This is a genomic window from Aquipluma nitroreducens (genome assembly GCF_009689585.1).
Taxonomy (GTDB): Bacteria; Bacteroidota; Bacteroidia; order Bacteroidales; family Prolixibacteraceae; genus Aquipluma; species Aquipluma nitroreducens.
Genome location: NZ_AP018694.1, coordinates 874,902 through 901,683, shown reverse-complemented (window position 1 = coordinate 901,683; position 26,782 = coordinate 874,902). Strand labels below are relative to the sequence as shown.

Below are 26,782 nucleotides of genomic sequence, written 5' to 3'. Positions count from 1 at the left end.
AAGAATGAAAATAATCAATCATCAATCATCAATGAACTGGACTGACGGATTTTTAGGCGCAATAACGGTTTGCGACTGCAAAGGAATTGTGGTTTACATGAATGAACGGTCGAAACAGCAGTTTGCCAAATCGGGTGACGGAGATTTAATGGGCAAAAGCCTGATTGAATGTCACCCCGAACCAGCCCGTAGTTTACTGCTGAAAATGTTGGCTGAACCATTTTCGAATTCGTACACCATCGAAAAAAAAGGAATCCGGAAAATGATTCATCAAACGCCCTGGATGGAGAATGGCGAATTCAAAGGAGTAGTCGAAATCTCATTCGAAATTCCAATGGACATGCCGCATCATATTAGAGGTTAATTCCCGATCACCTATTTTAGATTTCCTTAACCATCCTTAACTTATATTCAGAAGGAAGCGTAGCAAATTTCTTTTATTTTTGTTTAATACATCCGATAAGCCAGATTGAACAATGATTAGAAATCTACTTCCCTTTCTTATTTCCATTTTCTTTTTTCAACAGATGCATGCTCAGGGCATTCTTGGCCGCGTCACCAATTTGCAAGGCGAAGCCATTCCGTTTGCAACCATTTATGTTCCCGATTTATCAACCGGAACCACTTCGAACAGCGACGGAAACTACGAATTGAAACTTCCGGAGGGAAAACGAAAAGTGTTGTTTCAGTGTTTGGGCTACCAAACGCAAACTGTTGAGCCGATTGTCGGGAAAAGCTTTCAGGAAATCAATATCCGGCTGGAAATGCAGGAATACCAGATTCCGGAGATCAAAGTGATGGCTTCAGGTGAAGATCCGGCTTATTACATCATGCGAAGGGCGATAGCGATGGCTCCGTATTACCAAAAACAGGTTTCGAAATATTCGTGCAAAGTGTACCTGAAAGGATCGGGCAATTTTGAGAAGATACCCTTCCTGCTCGAGAAGCAGATGAAAAAGGAAGGTTTAAAAGAGAATCAGCCTTTTGTGATGGAAACCGTCAGCCAGATTGATTTTGAATTGCCCGATCGCCTGAACCAAAAGGTTTTGGCAATGCGCTCGTCAGGAAAAGAAAACAATACTTCGCCCATGGGTATGATTACCAATAATTTGTACGATGCCGAAAAATACGGCGTTGTTTCGCCGGTTGGGAAAAATGCGCTGAAGGTGTACAACTTTATTCTGTCCGGTGTCTTTCAGGATCAGGGTCGGACAATAAACAAAATCACTGTGATTCCAAAGACCAAGGGAAATGATGTGTTTTCAGGCTTTATTTTTATTGCCGATGAGTTTTGGAACATCCATTCGGCCGATTTGCATCTGCATATTCCGATGACAGACGTCAATGTGCGCCAGTTCTATGGCGAAGTGAATAAAAACACCTGGATGCCTGTGAGTCTTGATTTCGACATGGATTTTTCGGGGTTTGGCCTGAAAATGAAATACAAATATGTTGCTTCGATTAACGAATACAAAACCACTTTAAATCCGGAGCTCGATCACAGTTTCCTTGAACGCCTGAAGACGCAGCAACTAAATGAACAGCGGTCGGTTGAAGCTTTTGTTGCGAAAGAACAGAAAGAGCAACAGGCCATTGCAAAATCGAAAGAACAAAAGCGGATTGATGCGCTGATGCAGAAAGAAAAACTCAGTAACCGCGAAACATTGAAACTGAACCGGATGATTGAAACGGAAGCGCAGCGTAACAGTCCGCCCGAACCACTCGAAATAAAATCGAGTTTTCAGGTGAGCCAAAAGCAGGTGAATAACGATTCGGCTTATTGGAAAACATTGCGGCCAATTCCACTCACATCGGGCGAAAAGAGCAGTTTTGCAGCCAAAGATTCTTTTTTGCAGGTTTCGGCAAAGCCTGAATTTCAGGACTCGGTACGCAATTCGAAACGAAAATTTAAGATTAAGCATTTGTTGTTTGGGAAAACCTACGATTATTCCATCGATTCGATTCGTCAATATGAGCGGTTTACCATTCCAAACCTGACAGCCCCAACTTCGCTGTCGTTCAATTCGGTCGATGGTTTGCGCGCCCAACTGCCTTTCAGTTATGTGAGATCCGACAGCACAGGGCACTTGTTGCGCCTTGAACCCCAGTTTGCTTATGCTTTTGCACGCAAGAAGCTGGATGCATCGTTTTCGTTCAGTCGCCGAACGAATGGCATGACCAACAGTTGGATTTCTGTTTCGGCCGGTACGACAACGGTTGATTTTAACCGGACTTCAGGATTAAATAGCCTGACAAACGATTTTTATACCCTTTGGCTGGAAGAAAACTACAAACGATTTTATCGGCGCGATTTTTTGCAGTTGAACGCCTCTCGTGACTTGATTAACGGTCTGAACTTGAATGCAACCCTCGATTACAGCGACAACAGTGCGTTGAGCAATCACTCAAGCTACTCGTTTATCGATCACAAAGACAAGGTGATTCAGCCCAATATCCCTATAAATAACACACTTGAGTCGTGGCAACTCGAAAATCATCAGACGTTTGCCTACCGTTTAGTTTTGGAATATACACCACAACACCGGTATCGCGTTCAAAATCACACTAAAACGTATGTTGAAAGCAAATTCCCGACTTATTCGCTGATTTATAAAAGCGCTCTATCCGGTATTTTCGGAAGCGATGCCCGATACGATTTGCTTAAACTGGGTCTCAGGCAAAAGATCGATTTCGGAATCGACGATCATTTTTCGTATTCGGTGAATAGAGGTAAGTTCCTGAATCGTAACCGGGTGTATTTTGACGATTTTCAGCATTTCAATACCCAATCTACCGGATTTATGTTTTCGTCGTATGAAAACAGCTTTAGGCTTTTGCCTTTTTACCAGTTTTCTACCAGCGACCAGTTTCTTGAAGCGCATGCCAACTGGCAAACTCGCCGGTTAATACTGAAACAGTTGCCAGTGATAAAGAATTCATCAATTTCAGAAAGGCTATTTATAAACTATTTGGATACTCCTGAATTGAAGCGCTATGTTGAAACCGGTTACGGAATCAGCAATTTGTTTTTACTCCTGAATGTTGAAGCGGTTGCTGGGTTTGAAAATGGCAAATTTCGTTCAGCAGGCGTAAAAGTGAGTTTGAATTTGAAATAGGAACATATTTGAATCAAATTTGCATCCGAATTGATCAATTTGTTGAATGAATTGTTATCTTCAATCAACAAACATTATTTTAGCTCAACTGAAACGAAGCATGGAGACAAAAAAAACAGCGGTAATTCTGATCAATGTCGGTACGCCCGATGAACCAACAGTAAAAGCGGTGCGCCGGTATTTGAGCGAATTCCTGAACGATCGCCGGGTGATAGATATTCCGCTGGTACTCCAGAAAATTCTGGTTAACCTGATCATTGTGCCTTTCAGGGCGCCCAAATCGACCAAGTTGTATCAGCGGTTATGGACCGAAAAAGGCTCTCCGCTTTTATATTATTCGGAGCGGGTTCAATCGGGATTGCAGCAGAAACTTGGTGCGAAAGCTGACGTCTTTATGGCCATGCGCTACGGAAATCCTTCGATTGGAAAGGCACTTTCGGCTATTCAAAAAGGAAATTACGACAGCGTTGTGATTTTTCCCATGTTTCCGCAATACGCTTCGTCAACCAATGGAACAGCCATTCAGGCGGTGATCGATCAAATCCGTCGATGGAATACCATTCCGGAGATACATGCTGTCAATCAGTTTTACGACCATCCGGCATTTCTTGATGCCTTCGCCGAACGCATACAATCGTATCAGCCTGAGAATTTTGATCATGTAGTTTTTTCGTATCACGGTTTGCCCAACCGGCATCTGGAGAAAAATCATCCGGAAGAATCAATAACGACCTGTAATTGCGAAACGGCATTACCCGAATTTGGTAAGTTTTGCTACAAAGCTACGTGTTATCAAACCACTCGTGAATTGGCCAGCCGGCTTGGACTAAAAGTTGGTCAATATTCGGTTTCCTTTCAGTCTCGATTGTCGAATAACTGGATGACACCTTTTACCGATAAGAATTTATTGACCCGCGCAAAACAAGGTAGTAAAAACGTTTTGGTTGTTGCACCTGCATTTGTAGCCGACTGTTTGGAAACAACCGTCGAAATTGGTTGGGAATACAAGGAAATGTTTATCGAAAATGGCGGAGAGAACCTGCAAATGGTAGAAAGTCTGAACGACTCGCCCCGTTGGATTGCCGCGATGCAAGAAATACTGACTCCGTATTTAGGAAAAAGTCATTAGTCATTAGAAAAGATGAAGCTGCTTGCTAATGGCTAATGACTTTTTCCCAATGACTAAACGTAAAGGCAATAATAGGCAACCTGACCGTTAGCTTTTACCTTGAACTTAACATCTTTGGCAACAATAAAAGTTTCGCCTTTCAGGTAGGTTGTCCATACGGTTTCGCCCGGAAGCATAACATCCAGAATTCCACTTGTGATGGTCATGTGTTCAATTGTGCCGGTTCCAAATTCATATTCGCCGTCTTCCATTACACCAATGGTTGCCACTCCTTCAGCATTTTCGAGTGCTATCGATTTTACTGTACCTCCAAAATATTCGTTTACTTTTAGCATGATTGTTCTTTTTATGAATTAAAGAGTGGACAAAAATAAACCTTCCGTTCGATTTCAAATCTTTTGACTTTAAAAATTCTTCAGGATTGATGTAAAGTTTAGAGTTGAAGTACGTTGTCCCGATTTATGTCTTCGGTCTCCTATCTCCGTTCTTCTGTCTTCCTTCTCTAATCCTGCACTTTATGCTTGAGTGATTGAAACCCTTCACCCAGAATTTCGTGCGTATCCATTACGGTAATAAAAGCATCCGGATCGATGGTGCTTATAAATTCTTCCAGAATAGCGACTTCGCGACGGCTGACTACAGTATAAATAATGTGTTTGTCGTTTCCGGTAAACATTCCGCTTCCTTTCAGGTAAGTACCTCCGCGTTCCAAGTCGACAAGTATTTTATGCTTGATTTCTTCATGTTTTTCGGAAATGATCAGCAGCGCCTTGTTGTAGTCGCTACCTTCCAAAACCAAATCGATGGCACGACCCGTGATGTAAATAACGACCCACGAATACAGCGGAATTTGCCAATCTTTAAAGGCTACCAAACTTAGTAAAACGATGGTCGAATCCACATAAATCATCAGTTGGCCGAGTTGCATGCGGGTATATTTTGCAATAATCATGGCAATAATGTCAGATCCTCCGGAAGTTGCCCTGGCTTTGAAAATCAAGCCTAGTCCGAACCCAACCAGTACACCGCCAAATACACATGAGAGCAAAATGTCGGCTACAAGCGGGGCATCGCCATCAACACGCATATAAGTAATCACATCCATAAAAACTGAAGAAAGGACAAAGCCAACCACTGTTTTTACACCGAAGCGTGGTCCCAATATTTTGATACCTGCGATGGTCAGTGGAATATTCAGGATTAAACCGAAAAGCCCAATCGGGAACCCATCGGGTGCGAACGAAAACAGACCAACAGTCATGTAATGCACTACGATGGCAATTCCATAAACTCCACCGGGAACAATCCGGTGAGGCGAAATGAAATATACGAAACCAACGGCCAGAATGAATGCACCGATTACAATCATGCTGTAATCTTTAAACCACTTGAGGCTGAAAATTTTGTCGTTCGGAAGGAAAGTCATAGTGTGGATTTTTATTCAAGGCACAAAGGAACATAAGAAAATCGGGATAACCTTTGATTTTTATCACGAAGTGGTGGAATCAAACAGTAAATCAATTTATTCATGTACCTGCAAGGTTTTGGACATTCCGGAGGCGCAGGGGAATAATCCCTGGGGTTGGTAAAATATAATTATTCTTGTTTCTTATTTTTCTTATAATCTAAGTAATCAAGATAAATTAAAAATGCCATCACAAAGACAGTACCTATAACATATTTGGGTAATACAATTATCACTTCTTGCCAATTTAAAGGGTCAGAAGAACCAATGAGATTTCTGTATCCACCTCCCAAAGTTTTCAAACAAAGGATAAAGAAAAGTAAGAGCGATATATACCAGATTATATATTTTTTTATTCGTGTTTTATCAAACATATTCTAATGTGGTTTTTTCTTTGTTTAAAAACGTTGGATATAGATTTGCTATCGACACTTCTTAATTGTTGATCGGTGATTTGGCTCACACTTAATTGTATAGAATCTAACATTAAATCAATTTATTCGCCCTTACGGAAACCGTCATTCAAATTGATTGCCACCGAAATCAGGTTGCTCGATCCGGCCAAATGATAACGTGCCGATCCATAGTTAATCGCAAAGCGCGAAATCCGGAATCCAAATCCCCATGAAAACCCTACGGTCGACATTTTTGCATCCAACTTCATCTCTTGCCGAAGCTGGTAATTATAACCAGCCCGAATTGTGAAATTTGGTGACGGTAATAACTCAACGCCAAGGAGTAAGTGGCGCATGAATTTTTTGGTAAACTTATCTTCGGTATATACAGTTGAGCTTCCGGTATTGTCTTCGGTTGGTTTGGCTAAATCCCATTTTTGAAGATGCTGCATGGTGGCTGCCAAACGGATTGGGGCATGTGCCAGCTTTTGCGAAATTCCGAACTGAAGATCGAATGGAATTGATTCTTTCTGGGCGCCATCGTAATAGGTAGTGATTTGAGTGCCAATATTTCGGGCAACCAATGCGACAACCGTATTTTGGTTTTTGCTGAAATGGGTAATTCCTAAATCGGCGGCAAAGCCAATCGATTGGTAGCTTTCGAACGATGAAAGTATAGGCTTTAAATTAATTCCGTAGGTGAATTGTTTGTAATTATTCGACCAGATGATATTCAGTGCATATTCGGCAGCATTAAATGTTGCCCCGGTTTTTTCTCCGGTGGCAAGAGCTTCAACGAATTTTCCGTAGTTGATGTAATGCATCCCTACGGCAATGTTTCCGGGCAGTGGAGTGCCAAATGAATAAGCTGCGTAACCATAATTTACCCCTGCAAAATAATCAACATAGTTTATGGCGAGTTGATTCTTCATGTCGGGTTTCAGCAGCGAAGGATTGTTATACGAAACATTCAGGTCGAGCGAGTCGTTAATGGCAACCTGATTGCCGCCGAAAGCTGCCATTCGGGCCGAGTTGGTAAGGCTCATAAAATCGTAAGTGTTTTCGCCTCCGATTTGGCCGAACGCCATTGGATAAACAAGGGCTTGAAGAATAATCAGTATAATAAGTTTGCGCATAATTCTGTTGATTCGGCTTTTTATCCGAACGCTAATTTTCGGGTTTTAGTATTTGATAAATGGTTGATTGGTTTCATTGTCATGATTTCCTCGGTTTCCCGCCTCCTTTCTTCGGCCTACGGTCTTTTGTCTTTGGCTCTACTCAAAAAGGCTGTCCAGTTCTTCAGGTTTTGGAATATCGTTGAAATGGTATTTCCGAAGGATGGTTCCTTTCTTCAGAACAATCATTCCGGGATTGGATCGGACTATGGTTTTCAGGACAATTTCGTCGGTATTAAAAAAATCGAAGTTTGCTCCGGTTTCGGCTTTAAATGCTTCGAAACTGTCAGGCGATGTTGAGGTTAATGCAATAAAATTATATCCTTTTGCTTTTGCAGCAACAGCCAGACTCGCGGCTTTTTTTATTCCTTCTTTATCTGTTTTCTGAAGGTTGGAAGCAATCACGATAAACGTATATTTCTCGTCGTACAAGAAAAAGTCTTTAATGTCTTCACCTTCCGGAGTTTCAATCCTGAAATCGTGAATGGGCGGTGTATATCCTTTTTGGATCAGGACTGCATCTTCAGCTTTTACAAACTTCCAGTTCAGCGTATCTTTCCATGGATAATTGGCTTCAGTAAATTTCTTTTCCTCACCAGTTTTCAGATTTTTGTATATGAAGTTGTTTTCATAGATCGCTTTTGGAGCTCCTTCCGGAATGCTCATCGCCTTTGGGATATTGACACCTACTTTGTAAGGGCTGAAATCGATAATTGGCAAATGGTTATACGAATAAGCGACGAGGTAAAAATAAACGACCATTGTCATTCCGGAGAACGCGATGGAGAGGAGTGGACCGTTTTTACTCTGGAAGTTTTTTCGCTGTATGAAAACGAAAACGGCCAGAGCAAGTAAAACAATATTTTTGTAAAAAGTTTGCCAGTTGGTAATAACCAACGCGTCGCCAAAACAGCCGCAGTCGGTTACCGGATTGGTGAGTGCCAAAACAAAGGTTAAACCCGTAAAAAACAGCATAAACGCAAGCATAAGCCAGCTCGTAATGCGAATAAAGAAATTGAAGATAAATGCTACGCCCAGAAAAAACTCGGCGGCTGCCAGCAAAATGCCCAATGCAAAGGCCAAACTCGTGAGCCAGGGCATTTGAAAAGCGTTGAAATAATCGGTGAATTTATAGGCCGAACCCCACGGATCGATACCTTTTACAAAACCGGAAAATACAAATGTTAATCCAACCAGAATGCGGGCAATGTGTTTGAACATGAGCGAAAATTTTAGAATTCAATCTTAATTAACGCAAAAACGGCATAATTGATCATGTCGAGGTAATTTGCTTCAATGCCTTCGGAGATAATCGTCTTGCCTAAATTATCTTCAATTTGTTTGGTACGCTTCAGTTTCATCAAGATTAAATCGGTGTACGAGCTCATTCGCATGTTGCGCCAGGCCTCGTCGTAATCGTGGTTTTTGGCCATCATCAAATCTTTGGCTTCAGTAAAATATTTCAGGTATAAGCCTAACGTCTCGTCCTCGGTCAGATCTTCCGAATCCGAAATTCCCTTTTCGAGCTGAATGATACCCATGATGCAGTAATTTACAATCCCAATGTATTCGGAACGTACTCCTTCGTCAATTTTGCTGATTCCTTTTTGTTCAATACTCCTGATGCGCTGAGCTTTAATGTAAATCTGATCGGTCATCGAACTGGGGCGAAGAATTCGCCAGGAGATGCCGTAATCTTTCATCTTTTTAGTGAAAATATCCTGACAAACAGTAATCACATGATCGTATTGCTGGCTTGTTTTATCCATGATTATCTTAATTTTTGAAGCCATAAAAGTATTAATTTTATTCTACTTTAACACTTTTGAAAAATCAACCTTTTTACCCTGAATCCCTGAATGGATAAGGTTGCTTTTTCACTATTATCCCTTTAAGGGTAAGGTGAAAAAGCTAAAAAGTCATTCCTTAAATCAATCAGTTAAAGTAGAAATAATGTGTATTTTGATTGCATTTTATTTTACTTTTGTGAAACACATGATTTTAAGGGCTCAAAACTTCATCGTATGTTAATCACCACAACCGCGACTAAATTCCTGAAACGCAAGAACACAATTAACCTCAACGGGCAGATTCTAAACTTGACGCAACCTGTTGTAATGGGTATTCTGAATGTGACTCCCGATTCATTTTTTGATGGTGGTAAGTATAAAACAGAAAAGAAAGTAGTTAAACGTGCCGAAGAAATTCTGGAACAGGGAGGTTCGGTTATTGATATTGGAGCTGTTTCTACCCAGCCAGGTGCTGAGCCCATTTCAACTAAAGAAGAAATTGATCGGCTCTTGCCAGCTGTAAAGGCTGTCCGAAAACACTTTCCCGACGCCTTCATTTCCATCGACACCTATCGCTCGTGGGTGGCGCTGAAGGTCATCGAAGATTGTGGTCCTTGTATGGTAAACGATATTTCCGGAGGTAATTTTGATGCGCACATGTTCGACACCATTGGCAAACTTGGAGTTCCATATGTTTTGATGCACATGCAGGGAACCCCGCTTAAAATGCAGGAAAATCCTGAATACGAAGATATTATTCGTGAAATCTCGCTTTTTTTTACAGATCGGGTCAAAAAACTAACAAAGGCAGGAGTTAAAGATGTAATTATCGATCCGGGGTTTGGTTTTGGTAAAACGCTCGAACATAACTATGAACTATTAAACCGGCTCGACTCTTTTAAAGTATTTCAGTTGCCTTTGCTGGTTGGAGTTTCACGAAAATCGATGATTTATAAGTTGTTAAAAACTAAGCCCGAAGAGGCGCTGAATGGCACTTCGGTAATCAATACGCTGGCTTTGATGGGTGGTGCCGATATTTTACGGGTTCATGATGTTCGTGAAGCTGTTGAGGCCGTTCAGATCATGAATAAGATTCGTTCAACTTCTGAATGATTCAGGAAAAAGCCATTTGTCATCAGGAAAATAAGGCACACTTTAAAAATGACTATTGACATTTTACTAATGACAATTTACTTTGATTTATGACATTATTTATTACGATAAGGGCTTTAGATGTAGTTGATATTCTGCTGGTTTCCATTCTGCTTTATCAGATGTACCGGATTATCAAAGGAACTGTTGCATTCAGCATTTTTATTGGTTTTTTTCTGGTTTATGTGAGTTGGTTGGTCATTAAGGCCCTGAATCTGGAGCTGTTGAGCACTTTAATGGGTCAGTTTATCGGGGTGGGAGTGCTGGCGCTGATTGTGGTTTTCCAACAGGAGATCAGGCGTTTTTTGCTCCTGATTGGTACAAATTATCAAACAAAGCGAAGTTTTGGTTTCGACAAACTGTTTGCTTCCGAAAAAATTAAGCCAGCTACGAACATTCAAATCAAGGAAATTGTAAGGGCTTGCGATAATCTGGCCCGGTCAAAAACTGGCGCCCTTATTGTTATTCCTCAGAACTCAGAGTTAAAAGATATTATTCGTTCAGGAGAAAAGATGAATGCCCGAATCTCCTCCGCATTGCTCGAAACTATTTTCTTTAAAAATACTCCTTTGCACGATGGTGCCGTGGTTATTGTGGGAACCCGGATCGCGGCTGCCCGCTGTATTTTGCCGCTAACTGAACGACAAGACCTTGATCCTGGCCTTGGACTTAGGCATCGCGCTGCTGTTGGCATTTCAGAAGTTACCGATGCGCTGGCCATCGTAGTTTCTGAAGAAAAAGGTACCATCTCGCTGGCCATACAAGGCGAACTGCTGCACTCGATTTCAATTGTACAGCTCACCACCGAACTGGAGAAAGTAATTGTTGAGGAAGCCTGATTTTTATTGGGCGTCCATATTCTTGTTGTAAAGTAATTCTATACTTCATCTGGATTTAGTTGCTACAAAATCTGCTTACCGGAGAATGTCTTTGTAATTTCAGGTTATAGGGTCATTCCTTAATTAATCTACCCTTGACTTTTCATCCAGATCGCACATCAAAAGGTAGTGATCAAAAAAATGGGTTTGTCTAAAAAAAAGAGAATATAGTTATCAAATCATCAATAAATTTTTCGGAAATTTGAATATTCCAATGATTTGTTCTTTAAACTTAGACCTAAAAAATTAAATGAAATAGTTGGAGACCCCTCCTTTTAAAGTGAATACCTAATTAAACCGACATGAAATCACGTAATTCAATCATCCCAAACAAGCTGCTTTTTCTATTGATAATCTTGACCTTTTCTTTTACAGGCAAAATGACCTATGCAAACTTAAATATCAAATTTTCGGTTGATCTCAACAAACTGATCAGCCGGAATTCTTTTGATCCTGCTGCTGATCAGGTTTATGTTTGCGGATCGTTCAACAACTGGGAAAAAACAATCCCTCTTTTGGCCAGCAACGATAATATTTACTCAGCAACCGTTTCCATTCCTGAAAATAGTTGGCAAGAATATAAATATTGTATTTCGACACCAGGAGCAGCTAATAGTGGAATGGAAAAGGATTTTCAATTCCAAACTTTCTACGGTTCCAAGAGGAATCGCCGGCTTCAGCTAGGAACGAATGATCTAAACCTGCCAGTGGTATTTTATAACGATGAGGATATGGTACTAACCAAATCGACTGCGCATTTCAATTTTTATTGTACTTCTCAGGAAATAGATATTATAAATGACTATTCTTCTCGGCTGGAGCAAAATTACGAACGGATCGTTTCTGCTTTACAGGCCATTATTACCGAAAAAATCAACATTTACATTTATAAAAATCTGGATGCATTGCACTTGGCCAACGGTTATCCTGAATCGGAAGATTGGGCAACGGGTAGCGCCTGGGGAAAAGCACTAATTACCACTGTTTCGCCTACGAAAGTGGATTATACCGGTAGCGTTGATGTATTGGTTCATGAATTTACCCATTGTGTAAATGCCTGGAAAACTAAAGTTACCCTACCAGCATGGCTCAACGAAGGCGTTGCTACTTATTATGGACGACAAATATCGACCAAGGATTGGATTAAACTGGATGTGCAACAATTTGGCAAACCCAAAATTGAAAAGCTTTTTACCGATTCTCGTAACGGCTATCCCTATTCGTATATCGTAGGGTATTTTATCGCTAAAACAAAGGGTGAGGATGCTATGGCCAAATTTGTTGAAAATATGAACTATGCCGATATAGGCTATGCCAATCTGGATGCCTTGCAAACTGATTGGGAAACCTTTCTGGACAGCTATCTTGATCAGACGAAAACGGTCAATGTTAAGTTTTCGGTCGATATGGCTGCCATGATACAGGCTGGTTATTTTAACCCGGCAACCCATAAAGTCTTTGTTAAGGGCGATTTTAATTGGTGGAATCCAAAGAATCAGCTTACTCTTGAATCGGGTACAGTTTATTCTGCCATCATCCCAATTAGTCAGTATGGATTGTATGAATATAAGTTTTTTACCAATAGTTTGGCAGCACCAAATTCGGGTTTGGAACTGAATCTCAATGAAACAACCAAAGGAAATAGATTGTTAGATTTAGTCGATGTAGATTTGACTCTTCCAACAAAATCATTTCATTTTTCGGATCAAATCACAAATACAACAATCGATTTAACCAATTCTGTATTTTCTTTTTTCCCAAATCCTTCAAGTGGAATTATAAATTTGAAATTTGAAAATGAATTAGATTCATCTTGCCTCATCAACATTTCTGGTTTAAATGGCAATTCAGTTTATTCGAAAAGTGTTCGTTCTTTTGAAAACGGTATGATTGATTTACGCAGTTTACCTAAAGGAATATATTTTATTCAACTGCGAAATCATGAAAAGGTAAAAACCAGTAAGTTGATACTTCAATAGCTTTGAAACATTGATTCTCTTCTTATTATTCAATCAGGTTCTTATTAATATAAGTCCCTTCGTCATCGAATTTTCTACCTTTGCACCGAATTTCAGAATTTATATTTTTTGATATGGAAAACCGGATTTGTAAACTCTTCGGGATAAAATATCCAATCATTTCGGGAGGAATGGTGTGGTGCAGTGGCTGGAAATTGGCTTCAGCGGTTAGTAATAATGGTGGTTTGGGTTTGATTGGCGCGGGTTCGATGCATCCCGAAGTGCTTCGCGAACACATTCAGAAAACGAAACTTGCTACAACAAAACCTTTTGGAGTAAATGTGCCCTTGTTTTATCCTGAACTGGATACCATCATGAACATTATTGCCGATGAGAAGGTTCCTGTTGTTTTTACTTCTGCCGGAAGTCCGAAAAAATATATTCCGTGGCTGAAAGAACGCGGAATAATCGTTGCGCATGTCATTGCCAGTTCTGCTTTTGCGCTGAAATGCGAAGAAGCCGGAGTTGACGCTATCGTTGCCGAAGGTTTTGAAGCAGGCGGTCACAACGGAAAAGAGGAAACCACGACCCTGACGTTGATTCCGGCGGTTCGGCGGGTAACATCATTACCACTATTGGCTGCCGGAGGTATCGGAACTGGTGAAGCTATTTTAGCTGCCATGGCGCTGGGTGCCGACGGTGTTCAAATCGGTTCACGGTTTGCTATTTCCGAAGAATCATCAGCTCATCCCGATTTCAAAAAGTTGGTTACCGGGTTGACGGAAGGAGATACCAAACTGGCGCTGAAAAAGATTGGTGCAGTTCGCTTGATTAAAAATGAATTCTTTCAGGAAGTAAACAAACTCGAACTGGAAGGTGCAACTCCTGATACTTTGCGAATTTTGTTGGGACGTGGCAGGGCTAAAAAGGGAATGTTTGAAGGCGATCTGGTTCTGGGTGAATTGGAAATCGGGCAAGTGGCTTCAATTATCGACGAAGTTTTACCGGTTGAAACGATAATGAATAACCTGATTCAGGAATACCAGAAAGCCAAGGAACGCTTGAATAGCGATCTGTTTGAATTTTAATAAAAGAAAAATATTGCGAGTTACGGGTTCCGAGTTTCGGAGCAACCCGCAACCCGCAACCCATAACTCGACTATGATACATTTTGAACGTACTAAATTAGCAAACGGATTGACCGTGATTGTCCATCAGGATAAAACAACCCCGATGGTTGCTGTAGATGTTTGCTACAATGTGGGCTCGCGAGACGAACATCCCGATCGCACCGGGTTTGCCCATCTTTTTGAGCACCTGATGTTTGGTGGTTCGAAGCATATTCCATCGTTCGATGAACCTTTGCAAAAGGCCGGTGGCGACAACAATGCGTACACCTCGAACGACCTGACCAATTATTACCTGACTTTACCCAAAAACAATATCGAAACTGGTTTCTGGCTCGAATCTGACCGTATGCTCGAATTGGCTTTCTCGAAAAAGAGCCTTGATGTGCAGCGAAACGTTGTTATCGAAGAATTCAAACAGCGGCAACTGAATCAGCCTTATGGTGATGTGTGGCCCTTGCTCAGGCAATTGGCCTACAAGGTTCATCCGTATCAGTGGCCTACTATTGGGCGCGAAATCAGTCACATTGAAAAAGCAACGATGCAGCAGGTCAAAGATTTTTTCTTTGCACATTATGCACCCGACAATGCCGTGCTGGTGGTTACCGGTGATGTGGATTTTGATCAGGTAGTGAAACTGGCCGAACGCTGGTTTGGCCCGATCCCGAACCGGAATGTGAAGCCTCGGAATATTCTGCAAGAGCCTACCCAGACTGAAATACGTGAACAGACCGTTATTCGTGGTGTGCCAAACGATGCGATTTACATGGCCTACCACATGTCTGATAGACTCGATCCGATGTATTATGCCACGGATATGGTTTCAGATGTGCTTTCGAACGGTAATTCGTCGCGCATGTACCTGAACCTGGTTCAGAAAGAAAAACTTTTTACTGAGCTGGACGCTTATCTTTCAGGCGATTATGAACCGGGTTTGTTTGTTGTTTCAGGAAAACCAAGCGACGGCGTTTCATTGGAAACTGCCCGCAAGGCCATTGAGCGCGAACTCGACCGAATGAAACAAGACCGAGTGCCTGACTATGAACTTGAAAAAGTAAAAAATAAGGTAGAAGCCAACATCGTGTACGGTGAAATGAATTACCTGACTAAGGCGATGAATTTGGCTACCAATGAGATTCTGCACGATGCCAGCCTCATTAATTCGCAGGTTGAAAGTTATCGTGCGGTTACTTCAGAGCAAATTCAGGAGGTTTCGCAACACATTTTTAGACCCGAAAACTGCTCTGTGCTTAATTACATTGCTAAAAAATAGAACATGCTAAATCGCAAGATACAACCTACAGTTAACCCGATTGAACACATCGACATGGTGAAGGCCGAAAAGCGGATCCTTTCAAACGGTATTCCGGTACATTTCGTCAGTGCCGGAACTCAGGATGTGGTAAAAATTGATTTTGTTTTTGAAGCCGGAACATGGTTTCAATCTGGTAATCTGGTTGCAAGCCTTTGTAATTCGATGCTCGAAGAGGGTAGTGAAAATTATACTGCTGCTGAAATTGCTGAAAAAGTTGATTTTTACGGAGCTTACATTCAGTTAACAGTTGACCAGAATCAGGGATTCGTCAGTATAGTGAGTCTCGGGAAATACTTGCCTGCGATATTGGAAGTAACAGAAGATCTGATTAAACGTTCTGTTTTTCCGGAGTACGAACTTCAGGTGCTGATTGACAAAAACAAGCAGAAATGGCTGCTCGAAAACGAGAAAGTTCGCACCCTTTGCCAGAAGAAATTCACACAAGTGATGTTTGGCGATGCGCATCCATATGCCATCAACAACAAATTGGAAGATTTTGATGTGATTACCCGAGATGATTTGATGCAGTTTTACCGCACTCATTACCACTCCGGAAACTGCCACATTATTGCTGCCGGAATGATAGATGAAAATGTAATTGAGCATTTGGATAAGTATTTTGGAGGAAGCGATTGGTCGCAAAATCAAGCAGCAGTGCCTGAATATCGCATTTCCACCGATCGGGTGAAAAGGCATCATGTGGAAAAGGTGGGTGGTATTCAATCGGCCATTCGTGTCGGGAAATTCTGGGTGCCGAAAACACATCCCGATTACCACGCATTATCGATTCTGGTAACCATTTTCGGCGGATATTTTGGTTCGCGACTGATGACTAATATAAGAGAAGAAAAAGGTTATACCTACGGAATAGGCAGTTTCGTTTTGACTCTGAAACAGGCCAGTTACCTGGTTATTTCAACCGAAGTAGGCAACGAATATGTTGAGCCAACACTTGCTGAAATTGCTGTTGAGATGCGCCGACTTCAGACCGAACCGATAACTGAAAATGAATTGGAAACTGTAAAAAGCTATTTACTGGGCGAGTTTCTGCGCGATTTCGATGGCCCGTTTGCTTTGGCCGGAAGCTTTAAGGCGATTAACGATTTTGATTTGGATTATACATTTTACGACGATGCTTTGCAGGTGCTTCGCAACATTACTTCGGATGAATTAATGGCTTTGGCGAAACAGTATCTTAATCCTGAAGATTTTTATACGGTTGTGGCTGGAAGCACAAATCCCAATTTGGATTGACTTTCAACCAATATCGAATCAGTTTTTCATTCGATTGGAATCGAGAAGTAAAATGTTGAACCTTTTCCTTTTTTCGAATTAACCCATATTTTTCCACCAAGAAGTTCAACAAATCCTTTGACAATCGAAAGTCCAATACCGGTACCTTCGTATTTGCGGGTACTTGCAAAATCTTCTTGTTCGAAGTTGCCAAATATTCGGTTTTTGTATTCCTCTGAAATACCAATGCCTGAATCTTTCACGAAGAAGTGATACTCTTGCTTGTGCTTTTCGCAACCAATGGCTATTGTCCCGTTAGAGGTGAATTTCACCGCATTGTCGATTAACTGATAGAATATTTTAGATAAGAGTTCTTCGTCAGTTAGTATTTTCAGCTTTGTATCCTCAGGCATGGAAATGGTAATCTTTTTTTGCTGACATGAAGCTTTGAATTTCTCGTGAATGTGGCTAATTAGCTCAAATAAAATAACTTCAGTTTTTACTACTTTCTGATTTCCTGAAGCCAACAGTGAAATATCCATGATGTTGGTAACTGTATTGATCAGGCGATCGCAACTCTCGTTGAGCATTCCGTAGTGACCTTCTTTTTCTAATTCTGAAAAGGTAGGATCGGTTATAATCTGACTAAAACCTAAAATTCCGTTTAATGGAGTTCGTATTTCGTGCGAAATATTATTCATAAAGGCAGTTTTGAGTCTATCGCTTGCCTCTGCTCTTTCTTTGGCTTTTATCAATTCCTGTTCGGCCAGTTTTCGCTCTGTAATGTTTTTGTCGATTCCCCGATACCCTTTTAGTTGGCCATCCTGGTCAATAATGGGTAATCCATTGGTAAGCAAACAAATGGGCTCTCCATTTTTTCCAATATTCCAGTTTTCAAGGTCTTTTATAGGTAGTTTATTGGCTGTAATCTCTTTAAATAGGATTGATACACGTATGGCTTCTTCGGCTGGCATAAAGTCGAATGGTGTTTTTCCAATAATTTCGTTAGGAGTTACGTTAAAAAGATCGATGTCGCGTTGTGAACTGTAAGTGTATTTGCCATTCTCATCAACTTCCCAGACCCAGTCAGCAGAACTGAATAGGATATCGCGGAGCCTTTCTTCACTTTTTCGAAGTGCTTCCTGTGCATTTTTGTGTTCAAGTTTAATTCTGGCTTCATCAAGTGCTCTCTTAATAGCAAATGGCAGTCGCTCCATTCTGTCCTTAATCACATAGTCAACTGCTCCGTTCTTCAGGAGTTCAATGGCTTTTATTTCACCAATTGAACCTGAAACACAAATGAAGGGAACATCCGGACAATACTTTTGACATAGCTCCAGAGCTCCGAACGCATCAAATTGAGGCAGCGTATAATCTGCCAAAATAATATCGAAATAGTTATTCCGGATGGATGATGTAAACTCAAACTCTGTTTCAGCGCGCGAAATTTCGATCTGAAATCCGGTAAGGTCCAGTTGCTCAGTGACTAATTCGAAGTCGATATCAGAGTCTTCGAGCGAGAGTACATGAAGCGTGCGCGGTAGCTGTATTCCGTTTTCCATGGTTTATTTGTTACTCTTCGTTTGGACGTTCGTTAATTACCGCCCAGAATACACCCAATCGTTGCGCAGCATCAAAAAAATCTCTGAAATTTACCGGTTTAACCACGTAGGCATTCACTCCAAGGTCATAACATTTTCTTAAATCAGGTTCTTCGCGCGAGGAAGTAAGCATAACTACCGGGATTAATTTTAGTTTCGAATTGGCTTTTACAGCCTGTAGAACTTCGATACCATCCATTCTGGGCATTTTTATATCCAGAAGTATGACTGCCGGATTTTCAGGCTTGCGGTTCGAGAATTCTCCTTCGCAAAGGAGGTATTCCATGGCTTCCACTCCATCATGAGCAACAACCACCCGATTCGCAAGATTGCTTTCGGTCAGTGCTTCCAGAGTTAATTCAATATCGGGTAAATTGTCTTCAACTAAAAGTATTTTTTTCAATTCAATCATTGAAGGTCCTCCTTGGTTTTAGGTATGGTAAAATAAAATGTTGCGCCCTGATCGACTTCAGATTCGGCCCAGGTACGCCCCCCATGTTTATTAATAATTCGTTGTACATTAGCCAGTCCAATGCCGGTTCCTTCGAATTGCTGTTTAGAATGAAGCCGCTGAAACACACCGAATAGTTTGTTAACATAGCGCATGTCGAAACCAGCGCCATTGTCACGAATATAAAAAATAAATTCCGTTTTTTCTTCGGTGTACCCAATTACGATTTTCGCATTTTCTTTTTTCCCGGTAAATTTCACTGCATTGCTTATTAAGTTGACCCAAACCATCCGAAGGAGAGAAACATCTCCGGTTATTATGGGCATCGCGGCAACTGACCAATCAATATTCCGCTTTTTGGTATCTTCATCAAAAAATCGAATCACTTCCTGAAGTACCATGTTCATATTCAGATTCACTTGCTGCATTTCCTGCCTTCCGGTTCTGGAGAATTGAAGTAAATCATCGATAAGAAGGCCCATTTGGGTTGAGGCATCATTGATGACAGACAGGTAATGTTTCCCGTTATCGGGAAGCAGATCGACATATTTTTGGTTCAGTAAATCAACAAATCCGTTAATGTGTCGCAAAGGAGCACGCAAATCGTGAGATACCGAATACGAAAATGCTTCCAGTTCCCGGTTGGCCTCCTTCAATTGGGCGGTCCGATCTTCAACGCGCTGTTCAAGGGTTTCATTGAGTTTCCGGATTTCATCTTCCACTTTCTTGCGATCTGTTATGTCAATAAATGTGATCAGCAAATTGGTGTTGACAATTATGCCTGAAACAACAAATGTACGTTCTGCTCCATCTTTACAGGTAATTTGGTATTCTTTGGGTAGAATATCGGTATTTGTTTCTGTTGCATATTCCAGTGCTGATTCCCAGTTCTTGATCACCCATTTCCTGTATTTTCCAGATGGGTATGCTTTTAACCACCATTCTTGGACCGTAGGCACTTCCTCAAAGGTATATCCGATTACTTCCAGAAAACGTTCATTTCTGAAAATGATTTCCCCGGAATTGTTTACATAAGTAACAGGTAGTGGAATGCTTTCCATTAAACCTCGGAATTTTTCTTCACTTTTGCGAAGCGCTTCTTCAGAAAGTTTTAGTCCGGTGATATCCTGAAACGAACCTTGAACTTTAATTATTTTTCCATTTTCAACGATTGGTCGTCCGATTGTTCTTACCCATTTATGATTCCCTTTTGAAGTGATAATCTCTAACTCCAGATCGTATGGTATGGCTTGTTCTACCGACTCGCGAAATGCCTTTTCGATGATGGGTTTCGAACGTTCGGCGTAATAATTGATGCTTAAAGCTACCGAAGCAGGTGTTTTGGGATCGAGATCGTGAATGCGTGCAACTTCTTCGGTCCAGGTTGAATGACCGGTAGCCGGGTCAAAATCCCATCCACCTACATGAGCAATGCGGCCAACTTCCTGCAACAGTGCTTCATTGTAATGAAGAGCATCCTCAGTCCGTTTTCGGTCGGTAATGTCTCTGGTTATACTAATGATGTGTGGGGTGCCTTCAATTTCAATGATTGCCGCAGACATGAGTCCATTGATCAATCTGCCGCTTTTTGCACAAAATATAGCCTCGAGATTTGATACAAAACCTTTCGATTTCAATTCATCAGTAAGTTTCTTTCGGTCTTCCGGGTTTTTCCATATGTTAACTTCCAGAGATGATTTTCCGACAAGCTCTTCTTCTGTATATTCTATTGTTTCAACAAAACCCTGGTTAACGGAAACGTAAATTCCATCCTCAATGCGTGTAATGTTAATCGAATCAGGGCTTGTTTTAAAGGCTTTACGATAAATCTCTTCACTTTCCCGAAGTGCTCTTTCCACCCTTTTTCGCTCTGTAATATCTTCAATAGTGCCTTCGTAATAAGCAATTTCGCCATTGTTGTTGTAGAAAACTTTCGCATTTTCACTGACATATACAGATCTGCCATCCGCAGTTTTCCATACCGACTCATAGGAAGTCAGGCTCCCGGTTTCTTCTATACGTTTACGAAAATCGTCTCTAAGCAAATTCGTTTCAAAACCTTCTTCCTTAAGGTTCCGTTTAGCCAGATCATCGAACGAACTGAAACCTAAAATCTTTATTAAGGTTGGATTAGCCATCAGTATCTTTCCGTCAGGAGTTGTGCGATAAATACCAATTACAGCGCTTTCAAATATATTGCGATATTGTTCTTGATTTAACCTTAAAGCTTCTTCAGCCAACTTTCGTTGAGTGATATCACTGCTAAATCCATACCAGATAACGGTGCCATCTGATAATCTTTCAGGAGTTGATTGCGAGTATATCCATTGAAGTTCCTTCCCCGGAATCTGAACCCTAAACTCGCAGGTGAAAGGGGTCACATGCTTTGCGGAATCCTTCAGGCTCTGAATTACCCGCTCTGCATCATCTGGATAAATAACCTTTTTTATCGGAGTAAGATCATTCAAAACGTCTTCAGGAGCACAACCGAATATATTACGGATACCTTCGGAGGCAATGGGGACACAATAAGTTCCGTCAGGTTTTCGGGTAAATTGATAGATCATGCCTGAAACATTGGCAGAAAGTTTTCTGAATTCCTGATCTTTTTGCCTGATCCTTTCTTCCAACTTTTTGCGTTCTGTAATATCCTGAAAGAAACCATAGACTCTCCTGTTTTCAAAATCTGCTTTCCCTATTGAATGGACTTTCCGATGATTTCCTTTTGCAGTTATAATTTCCAGTTCGAGATCAAACGAATCGCCGAATTGCATGGCTTTTTGCACAGCCTTTTCTATAATTGGTTTGGATTCGGGAGTGTAAAATTCTAATCCTTTGTTTAGATTGGGATCAAAATCAAAATCAACCTCATGAATGCGGTAAACCTCATCAGTCCATGTTATTAACAGGGTATCCATATTGAACTCCCAGCCACCTACTTTCCCCATTGACTCTGTTTCAGAGAGTAATTGTTTGCTCTTTTTCAACGCGTCCTCAGTCTGCTTAAGGCCGGTGATGTCTGCTGTAACTAGTATAACTTTCCAGTCAGGAAAATCAACAGGCACGGCGTTTACGTTTGTCCAAACGGTATTGCCATCCTCCTTTACAATCCCTGTTATAAAATTGTGCTGGGCTGTATTCTTGCTAAATGCGAGTGAACTGGCAAATTCTTCAGGAGGCTTTATCGTTCCATCATTTCTCAGATATTTACGTTTTCGATAGTCACCACGACGTAAGCCTTCCATGGTGATACTCAAAATATTTTCTAATGCTGGATTTTCAAATATAATTTTCTGATCTTGATCCAGAATGGAGATTCCTACCGGCAAAAGGTTTAAGATGGTACTTAGTTTGTTCTCGCGCTTTCGCAGTTCCTCTTCTGCCTGCTTTCGCTTCGTTATGTCTTCTACAATGGCCAGGTTATATAGGAAACTTCCATCATTGGAATAATTGGCTGTTACAGTTAGCGATCCCCAAATTTCTACACCATCTTTTCTGATGTATCGTTTTTCGGTTTTAAAAACCGAGATTTCTTTATTGATAAGTTTCAGAACATTGGGAAGGTCTTTGGGTAAATCTTCCGGATGTGTAATGTCTTCAAAGGTCATTTTCCTGAATTCCTGTTCGGTATATCCCATCATTTCCTCGAATGCAGGATTTACACTTTTAAACCTGAATTTCGAATCTATCATTGTCATTCCAAATGGACCTTCTTCATATAGCTTACTGAATCTAACTTCGCTTTCGTACAGTAGTTTTTCCTTCAGTTTACGTTCTGTTATGTCAATAGATAAAATGAATACACCTTCAGGAACCGGTTGAATGCTCAGATCAAACCAGCCAATACTATCATCAGGGAATAGAAATTCGTTTTCAAGATGATTGGGAACTCTTGTTTCGAGCACCTGGTTGATAATTTTAAATACTTCGGTTTGTTCAACTCCCGGCCACATATCCTGATATCTATGCCCTAATAATTCATTGTTAGGACGGCGGTTGTGAATTTCAGCGCAGCGATTTATGTAGATGTATTTCCAGTCAAATCCAATAATCTGGCACCCTTCCAGCATATTGTCAAGAATATTTCGGGAGCGTTCTTCGCTTTTTATTAGCGCTTCATTCAACTGTATCTGTTCTAATTTCTGGAATGTGATTTCGCTGATGAGTTGAGTCATATCCAGCAAAAAATCCATGGCAACTTTTACTTGCTCTTTTGAAACAATAGGTACATTTTCGAGTGCCTTTAAATATTTCTGTTCATTAAAACCATGAGTGCCGGCTTGTTTTTTAAAGAAGGAATGATCGGGCTTCTCAAAAAAGAATTGTCCTGAAAACAGGTTGGCAATATGTTCGCCATTAATTATGATGGGAACAGCAACATCAACCAATCCATTTAAACACTCGTAGAAATGATATTTTTCACCTTGGCCTAATTTATTAGCCAACACGGTATCGCTTATGGTGCAGTTTCTTGATGTTTTTGGATTACTCCGGTGAAATTCGGTACATATTTGTCTCCATCCTGATTTCGACAATACGTTCCCTTCGAGGTCTAAAATAGCTGTTACAAATCCAGTTGATTGATTGAATCCTTCGAGTAATTTATTAACTTCTTCAAAATCGATTAAATCTAAAATTTTATTCTTCCCGTTTTTGATGATCGAATTTTGCCTTTTATTCTGCATGAGCTCTTGATTCTGTAATTCAAGCTCTATTTGGTTAACCTGTAATTCGTGAATCAGTTTTAAAGTGTCAGCTTCTGTGAGAGGTAAGACTGCAACTGGATGTCTCGATTTCAGGATATCTTCGGCTTGCTCACGCAAAGAATTCGATGTAGATGGATGTATTTTTTTCATAAGGCTTTTGTTTCAAAAGTCAAAGGGTAAAAATATGAATATCCGTTTGAGTACATGCAAGAGAGAAATGAGTTTAAATGAGCTCACCGATGGCCTCAATAGATTCTCCTTTAAGGTTGGCTTTCAAGCGTTAAAATCGGTAATCTGTTTTTTCAGAATAGCTCCTGTTCATAATTCGCTTCAAGTTACAATATTTTTTTGATAAATATTATATTTTTATCTACTTTAGTTCTTTATGCACTTACTTACAGTACATTGATCAGGGTGATGCTTAAGACTGCATAAGAATTTACTAGTGGGTGCTTCCATTTATTGGGAACCTCAATGAGGAGAAAAAATGAATTCTTGTGTACGCGAAATACCAGATTTGTCGGATTTAAAGGCTCAATGTTCGATCGCTGGACTCCAGGTTAATTAAGTTCTGGATGGAAATTTTTTATTATGAATATCCGTTTTGTTGACTACTGATGATTTAATGAAAGTATATGTCGATGCTCTGCACCTCTTTTATTTCTTTTCTACTTTATTCTATAAAGATTTTGGTGCATTGTACCTTATTTTATAAGACTCAAGGGACAGCGCCCCGGGATATTTTCTGGGTTGAAATAATTTACCTGGAGCAATTAATCTTCGCTAGTTTTGAAAAACCACGCAACCATATGCTACAAATCCCCATCTTTGATTAGTCAATAGAATCCTTATTGGGAAAGGGATTAGGTTTAATCCTTCGGAAATGATATTTTTAACAAACAATTAAAACGTACTTTAGAATGAAAAATTTCAGAAAATTATTTACAGGTTTTTTATGCCTCTCTTTTGGTAGTTTAGCATTGGTGTCATGTATAAAATCTACTCCTGTTGCTCTTCAGGGGGTGGCCGATGTTATTATTCAGGATATGAAAACTGACGCTGGCATTAAATATGGAATTGTAATTTATGCATCAGCAAATTACGATATTGCTTCGGTCAAAGTAACAGCACCAGGCACTCCTGGCAAAATTTACCAATTATCTGCAACTTCAAACAAAACGCAATTCGTTTACACCCCACAGGCATCGGATTATACTACTGATATGCCTGTAAAAGGTGACTATTCGATTGAAATGGTCACCGTGGCTGGCGAAACGCTAAATGGAAAAGATGTTGTTGGAGATGAAAAATTGACGCCTATTGTTATTATGACTGCAACGATGTCTTCGCAGTCGCTTAAAACTACCTGGGATAAGGTAACCGGCGCCAGTGCCTACGTGGTAAAATTGTATTCTGCTAACAAAGCTGATCTTTTATACTCTAGTAACTATCTTTCTGCCGATGCTGTTGATTTTCAATTTAGTTCATCGTCATCTGGCTGGGCTTATGGAGTATCTCCTGTTGCAAATACAGATTATGTAGTTGAATTGATTGCTATTAAGGTAGAAACCGGAGTTACAGTTGATCAGGCGAATAATTTGCAGTTTATTACAACCGATTCGAAAACCATTAAGTGGGAATAGATTTTGATGCTTCTTATAAACTATAACCCGGTCAGTTTGACCGGGTTTTTTTATGTCGAAACTGAATTTAAAATTCCAGACTTGAAATGATTGATAAATCTGGTATCGGAAACGATCAGGTTTGTTTTAGCAGAGTTCAAACTTTGTACTTTTGTACTCCGTAAAATACAATGTCAGAGATAATCGTGAAGATTTTATTTCGAATGTAATGTCTTATGGGTCTTAAAATTAGATAATAAATGCCAGATCATGCCCTTAATGTTGCAACTCATGTCAATCCAATTCCAGACAGAAGGCGGGTTAGGTTTGCCGTTGCATTGGTTTATTTTAGTATGGGACTGTGCTTTTCATCGTGGGCCAGTCGTATACCCGATATCAAAACGGCACTTCATTTAAATGATGCCCTTTTTGGTACCATTCTTTTTGCCTTACCTGTTGGGCAGTTCCTAATGATGCCATTCTCCGGAAAATTGGTTACCCGTTTCGGAAGCCATAAAGTGTTGCTTTTTGCATTACCTGCTTATACAATTTGTCTGACCAATGTTGGTTTAGTTCATGTTGGATGGCAATTAGCCATTGCCTTATTTTTATTCGGATTGTCGGGTAATCTTTGTAATATTTCGATTAACACTCAGGGCGTTGCAGCTGAACGTTTGTATGATCGTCCAATCATGGCTTCTTTTCATGGCGGATGGAGCTTAGCTGGTTTTACCGGTGCATTAATCGGTTTGGCTATGGTTAACCTGAAAGTACCCGTTTACTGGCATTTCGTAATAATCGTCCTGATTGTTTGGACAATTGTTTGGATCAATTACCCATTTTTGGTACGAACTAATCCGGCGACATTGTCAGATGAACCGAAAAGGAAATTTTTTAATAAACCAGATAGCATTCTTTTGCAGTTGGGAATCATTGGCTTTTGCTCTATGGCCAGCGAAGGTGCTATGTTCGACTGGAGTGGAATATACTTTAAGGATGTGGTAAACGCTCCGGCCTCGCTTGTTGTATTGGGCTACACTTCATTTATGATTATGATGGCAACCGGGCGCTTTGTAGCAGATTACCTGATCTCAAAGATTGGCCGAAAACGCTTATTGCAGATTTGCGGAGTAATGATTTCAACCGGGTTGTTCACCGCAGTATTCTTCCCGTATCTCGTTCCAAGCACTTTGGCTTTTATGTTGGTTGGTTTAGGCGTTTCGAGCATTGTTCCAACTGTTTACAGTGCTGCCGGAAGACATTCGAAAGTTTCACCAGGAATTGCATTGGCAACTGTTTCGAGTGTTAGTTTTCTCGGATTTTTAATGGGACCGCCATTAATCGGATATATTTCGGCAGCTGCCGGTTTGCGTTATTCATTCGCTGTTATTGGAGTATTCGGAATTGGAATCACCTTGATGGTCTCCCGGGTTAAAGCGTTGAACAACGATTAGTCTGTTCACCTCCAAGGCCAGGTAAAAGCACATCTCCTAATTTTTCAGGAATTGACAAGCAATGATTCGAATGAAAAAGTTGTACCGATTGATTTGTGATTTAAGAATTTCCTTTTCGATAACTTCAGATAAGAAATAATTACCACCTTTATACCTGAATCTCACAACCGGCAATTGTTGCTTGAGAAAAATCAACAAGGAAACCAACTAACTAA

General features: G+C 40.5%; 19 protein-coding genes. 11 read left to right on the top strand and 8 right to left on the bottom strand.

What is annotated here, in order from left to right:
- The first annotated feature begins 4 nt into the window (after window positions 1-4).
- The 3 genes from AQPE_RS03735 to hemH all read left to right on the top strand — a co-directional run bounded on the left by AQPE_RS03735 (window position 5) and on the right by hemH (window position 4,245).
- Window positions 5-364 carry a hypothetical protein gene (locus AQPE_RS03735; RefSeq protein ID WP_318349710.1) on the top strand — a complete coding sequence of 120 codons (360 nt, stop codon included), beginning with the start codon at window positions 5-7 and terminating at the stop codon, window positions 362-364.
- A gap of 112 nt (window positions 365-476) precedes the next feature.
- Window positions 477-3,116 (top strand): DUF5686 and carboxypeptidase regulatory-like domain-containing protein, encoded by a 2,640-nt coding sequence (locus AQPE_RS03730; RefSeq protein ID WP_318349709.1) that lies wholly within the window; start codon window positions 477-479, stop codon window positions 3,114-3,116.
- A gap of 100 nt (window positions 3,117-3,216) precedes the next feature.
- A complete protein-coding gene (gene hemH, locus AQPE_RS03725) occupies window positions 3,217-4,245 on the top strand; it encodes a ferrochelatase (protein ID WP_318349708.1) in 1,029 nt (342 codons plus the stop codon).
- Between the two features lie 53 nt (window positions 4,246-4,298).
- Here hemH and ppnP read toward each other — a convergent pair whose 3' ends face one another.
- The 5 genes from ppnP to AQPE_RS03700 all read right to left on the bottom strand — a co-directional run bounded on the left by ppnP (window position 4,299) and on the right by AQPE_RS03700 (window position 9,073).
- Window positions 4,299-4,580: a pyrimidine/purine nucleoside phosphorylase gene (ppnP, locus tag AQPE_RS03720; protein ID WP_318349707.1), complete on the bottom strand. Its 282-nt coding sequence runs from the start codon at window positions 4,578-4,580 to the stop codon at window positions 4,299-4,301.
- Between the two features lie 167 nt (window positions 4,581-4,747).
- Window positions 4,748-5,671 carry a YitT family protein gene (locus tag AQPE_RS03715; protein ID WP_318349706.1) on the bottom strand — a complete coding sequence of 308 codons (924 nt, stop codon included), beginning with the start codon at window positions 5,669-5,671 and terminating at the stop codon, window positions 4,748-4,750.
- 535 nt (window positions 5,672-6,206) lie between these two features.
- Window positions 6,207-7,241, bottom strand: coding sequence for a type IX secretion system protein PorQ (gene porQ / locus AQPE_RS03710; protein ID WP_318349705.1), 1,035 nt, complete (start codon window positions 7,239-7,241; stop codon window positions 6,207-6,209).
- A 138-nt stretch (window positions 7,242-7,379) separates the two neighbouring features.
- Entirely contained in the window at window positions 7,380-8,501 is a 1,122-nt protein-coding gene (locus AQPE_RS03705; RefSeq protein ID WP_318349704.1) for a BT_3928 family protein, read from the bottom strand.
- A gap of 11 nt (window positions 8,502-8,512) precedes the next feature.
- Window positions 8,513-9,073 carry a DUF1599 domain-containing protein gene (locus AQPE_RS03700; RefSeq protein ID WP_318349703.1) on the bottom strand — a complete coding sequence of 187 codons (561 nt, stop codon included), beginning with the start codon at window positions 9,071-9,073 and terminating at the stop codon, window positions 8,513-8,515.
- A gap of 231 nt (window positions 9,074-9,304) precedes the next feature.
- On the opposite strand from AQPE_RS03700, the gene folP reads away from it, so the two are divergent.
- From folP to AQPE_RS03670, 6 genes are all read left to right on the top strand, one after another.
- Window positions 9,305-10,183, top strand: a complete 879-nt coding sequence (gene folP / locus AQPE_RS03695) for a dihydropteroate synthase (RefSeq protein WP_318349702.1) — start codon at window positions 9,305-9,307, stop codon at window positions 10,181-10,183.
- Window positions 10,184-10,272: 89 nt separating this feature from the next.
- Complete coding sequence (gene cdaA, locus AQPE_RS03690) at window positions 10,273-11,061, top strand: diadenylate cyclase CdaA (RefSeq protein ID WP_318349701.1); 789 nt, start codon at window positions 10,273-10,275, stop codon at window positions 11,059-11,061.
- A 341-nt stretch (window positions 11,062-11,402) separates the two neighbouring features.
- Entirely contained in the window at window positions 11,403-13,079 is a 1,677-nt protein-coding gene (locus AQPE_RS03685; RefSeq protein ID WP_318349700.1) for a T9SS type A sorting domain-containing protein, read from the top strand.
- A gap of 113 nt (window positions 13,080-13,192) precedes the next feature.
- Window positions 13,193-14,146, top strand: coding sequence for an NAD(P)H-dependent flavin oxidoreductase (locus AQPE_RS03680; protein WP_318349699.1), 954 nt, complete (start codon window positions 13,193-13,195; stop codon window positions 14,144-14,146).
- Between the two features lie 73 nt (window positions 14,147-14,219).
- Complete coding sequence (locus AQPE_RS03675; protein WP_318349698.1) at window positions 14,220-15,458, top strand: M16 family metallopeptidase; 1,239 nt, start codon at window positions 14,220-14,222, stop codon at window positions 15,456-15,458.
- Window positions 15,459-15,461: 3 nt separating this feature from the next.
- Window positions 15,462-16,754: a M16 family metallopeptidase gene (locus tag AQPE_RS03670; RefSeq protein ID WP_318349697.1), complete on the top strand. Its 1,293-nt coding sequence runs from the start codon at window positions 15,462-15,464 to the stop codon at window positions 16,752-16,754.
- 26 nt (window positions 16,755-16,780) lie between these two features.
- On the opposite strand, the gene AQPE_RS03665 is transcribed toward AQPE_RS03670, so the two are convergent.
- Genes AQPE_RS03665 through AQPE_RS03655 form a run of 3 tightly spaced genes read right to left on the bottom strand, consistent with a single transcriptional unit; the run spans window position 16,781 to window position 23,641 of the window.
- The gene (locus tag AQPE_RS03665; protein WP_318349696.1) at window positions 16,781-18,295 is read right to left on the bottom strand and encodes a sensor histidine kinase; all 1,515 of its coding nucleotides are present in this window, start codon (window positions 18,293-18,295) and stop codon (window positions 16,781-16,783) included.
- Window positions 18,296-18,305: 10 nt separating this feature from the next.
- Window positions 18,306-18,746 (bottom strand): response regulator, encoded by a 441-nt coding sequence (locus AQPE_RS03660; protein WP_318349695.1) that lies wholly within the window; start codon window positions 18,744-18,746, stop codon window positions 18,306-18,308.
- Window positions 18,743-23,641 carry a PAS domain S-box protein gene (locus AQPE_RS03655; protein WP_318349694.1) on the bottom strand — a complete coding sequence of 1,633 codons (4,899 nt, stop codon included), beginning with the start codon at window positions 23,639-23,641 and terminating at the stop codon, window positions 18,743-18,745. Before AQPE_RS03655 ends, AQPE_RS03660 begins: the two co-directional genes overlap by 4 nt.
- A 770-nt stretch (window positions 23,642-24,411) precedes the next feature.
- On the opposite strand from AQPE_RS03655, the gene AQPE_RS03650 reads away from it, so the two are divergent.
- Both AQPE_RS03650 and AQPE_RS03645 read left to right on the top strand, forming a co-directional pair.
- Window positions 24,412-25,134 (top strand): hypothetical protein, encoded by a 723-nt coding sequence (locus tag AQPE_RS03650; RefSeq protein ID WP_318349693.1) that lies wholly within the window; start codon window positions 24,412-24,414, stop codon window positions 25,132-25,134.
- Window positions 25,135-25,373: 239 nt separating this feature from the next.
- The gene (locus AQPE_RS03645) at window positions 25,374-26,567 is read left to right on the top strand and encodes an MFS transporter (protein WP_318349692.1); all 1,194 of its coding nucleotides are present in this window, start codon (window positions 25,374-25,376) and stop codon (window positions 26,565-26,567) included.
- The last annotated feature ends 215 nt before the right edge of the window (window positions 26,568-26,782 follow it).

Excerpts from the sequence above, each read along its gene's own strand:
- AQPE_RS03665 (WP_318349696.1), bottom strand. The coding sequence starts at position 18,295 with ATGGAAAACGGAATACAGCTACCGCGCACGCTTCATGTACTCTCGCTC.
- AQPE_RS03670 (WP_318349697.1), top strand. The coding sequence starts at position 15,462 with ATGCTAAATCGCAAGATACAACCTACAGTTAACCCGATTGAACACATC.
- ppnP (WP_318349707.1), bottom strand. The coding sequence starts at position 4,580 with ATGCTAAAAGTAAACGAATATTTTGGAGGTACAGTAAAATCGATAGCA.
- AQPE_RS03655 (WP_318349694.1), bottom strand. The coding sequence starts at position 23,641 with ATGAAAAAAATACATCCATCTACATCGAATTCTTTGCGTGAGCAAGCC.
- AQPE_RS03730 (WP_318349709.1), top strand. The coding sequence starts at position 477 with ATGATTAGAAATCTACTTCCCTTTCTTATTTCCATTTTCTTTTTTCAA.
- AQPE_RS03700 (WP_318349703.1), bottom strand. The coding sequence starts at position 9,073 with ATGGCTTCAAAAATTAAGATAATCATGGATAAAACAAGCCAGCAATAC.
- cdaA (WP_318349701.1), top strand. The coding sequence starts at position 10,273 with ATGACATTATTTATTACGATAAGGGCTTTAGATGTAGTTGATATTCTG.
- porQ (WP_318349705.1), bottom strand. The coding sequence starts at position 7,241 with ATGCGCAAACTTATTATACTGATTATTCTTCAAGCCCTTGTTTATCCA.
- AQPE_RS03660 (WP_318349695.1), bottom strand. The coding sequence starts at position 18,746 with ATGATTGAATTGAAAAAAATACTTTTAGTTGAAGACAATTTACCCGAT.
- hemH (WP_318349708.1), top strand. The coding sequence starts at position 3,217 with ATGGAGACAAAAAAAACAGCGGTAATTCTGATCAATGTCGGTACGCCC.
- AQPE_RS03675 (WP_318349698.1), top strand. The coding sequence starts at position 14,220 with ATGATACATTTTGAACGTACTAAATTAGCAAACGGATTGACCGTGATT.
- folP (WP_318349702.1), top strand. The coding sequence starts at position 9,305 with ATGTTAATCACCACAACCGCGACTAAATTCCTGAAACGCAAGAACACA.
- AQPE_RS03685 (WP_318349700.1), top strand. The coding sequence starts at position 11,403 with ATGAAATCACGTAATTCAATCATCCCAAACAAGCTGCTTTTTCTATTG.
- AQPE_RS03650 (WP_318349693.1), top strand. The coding sequence starts at position 24,412 with ATGAAAAATTTCAGAAAATTATTTACAGGTTTTTTATGCCTCTCTTTT.
- AQPE_RS03645 (WP_318349692.1), top strand. The coding sequence starts at position 25,374 with ATGCCAGATCATGCCCTTAATGTTGCAACTCATGTCAATCCAATTCCA.
- AQPE_RS03680 (WP_318349699.1), top strand. The coding sequence starts at position 13,193 with ATGGAAAACCGGATTTGTAAACTCTTCGGGATAAAATATCCAATCATT.
- AQPE_RS03705 (WP_318349704.1), bottom strand. The coding sequence starts at position 8,501 with ATGTTCAAACACATTGCCCGCATTCTGGTTGGATTAACATTTGTATTT.
- AQPE_RS03735 (WP_318349710.1), top strand. The coding sequence starts at position 5 with ATGAAAATAATCAATCATCAATCATCAATGAACTGGACTGACGGATTT.
- AQPE_RS03715 (WP_318349706.1), bottom strand. The coding sequence starts at position 5,671 with ATGACTTTCCTTCCGAACGACAAAATTTTCAGCCTCAAGTGGTTTAAA.